This window comes from Pseudoroseomonas cervicalis ATCC 49957 (assembly GCF_000164635.1).
GTDB lineage: Bacteria > Pseudomonadota > Alphaproteobacteria > Acetobacterales > Acetobacteraceae > Pseudoroseomonas > Pseudoroseomonas cervicalis.
Genome location: NZ_GG770787.1, coordinates 5,944 through 7,218, shown reverse-complemented (window position 1 = coordinate 7,218; position 1,275 = coordinate 5,944). Strand labels below are relative to the sequence as shown.

At 78.7% G+C, this 1,275-nt stretch carries 2 protein-coding genes; both read right to left on the bottom strand.

Annotated elements, in window-relative coordinates:
• A partial coding sequence (locus HMPREF0731_RS24520) for an MFS transporter (protein ID WP_281015368.1) occupies nucleotides 1-450 on the bottom strand: 450 nt, incomplete at its 3' end.
• A gap of 134 nt (nucleotides 451-584) precedes the next feature.
• A partial coding sequence (locus HMPREF0731_RS18990; protein ID WP_007005827.1) for a methyl-accepting chemotaxis protein occupies nucleotides 585-1,275 on the bottom strand: 691 nt, incomplete at its 5' end.

Sequence of the window (1,275 nt, the reverse complement as noted above, 5' to 3'; positions counted from 1 at the left end):
GGCCAGCATGGCGAGCGCCAGCAGCGGCGGCACCGCCCCCGCCCCCCAGCGGCCGACCGCCAGCCCGGCCAGGATGGCGGCGGCCATGAAGGCCATGGAGCCGCCGGCCCGCACCAGCCCGTAATCGAGGCGCCCCTGCCGCGCGGCGGCCAGGCTCAGCGTGTCGGAGAGCGGCACCAGCGGGGCGCTGGCGGCGTTGAACAGCGCCTGGGCCAGCAGCAGCGCGCCCAGGCCCGCCGCCAGCCCGTAGCCCAGCGCCGCCAGGGCGCCGCAGAAGGCGGCGGCGGCCAGCAAGCGGCGCGGATCGGGCATGCCATCGGCGCGGCGCCCGGCCAGCGGCCCGGCCAGCAGCCGCACCGCCGAGCCGAGGGCGAGGGCCAGGGAGATCTCCCCCGGGCTGAGCCCGCGCGCCGCCAGGAAGGCCGGCAGGAAGGGCTGGCCGATGCCGATCGCGGCGAACAGGGCGCAGGACAGGGCCAGGTAAGGCAGGGCGGCGATGGCGGCACCAGGGCTCGGCAGGGGGGATGGCAGGGCGGGGCGCCATCCTCCCCCCGCCGCGCGCCCCCGGCAAGCCGGCCGCCGCCTCAGGCGATGCGCTGCAGGAAGCGCTCCACCCCCTCGCGCAGCGTGGCGTTGCGGGCCTGCAGCGTCTCGGCGGCGCCGGAGAGCAGCCCGACCTGCTGGCGCGCCTCGCCGGCGGCGCCGCGCACCTCCTCGCTGCGGCGGGCGACCTCGTTGGTGCCGCGCGCGGCGGCGGCGGCGGCGCGGGCGATCTCGCGCGTCGCGGCGCCCTGCTGCTCGACCGAGGCGGCGATGCCGGCGCTGATCCGGTCCATCTCGGCGATGGTGCCGGCGATGCGGGCGATGGCGTCCACCGCCGCGCCGGTCGCCTGCCGCATGGCGGTGATCTGGTTGCCGATCTCCTCGGTGGCCTTGGCGGTCTGGTTGGCCAGGGTCTTCACCTCGCCGGCGACGACGGCGAAGCCCTTGCCGGCCTCGCCGGCGCGCGCCGCCTCGATGGTGGCGTTCAGCGCCAGCAGGTTGGTCTGGCCGGCGATGGCGCCGATCAGCTGCACCACGTCGCCGATGCGCGCGGCCGCGGCGCTCAGCTCCTGCATGGTGTGGTCGCTGCGCCGCGCCGCCTCGGCCGCGGCATTGGCCACCTGGGTCGCCTGCCCGGTCTGGCGGGCGATCTCCTGCACGGCGGAGGCCATCTGCTCGGCCGCGGCGGCGACGGTGCGGACCTCGGCGGCGGTGCCGTCGGCGGCCTGGGCG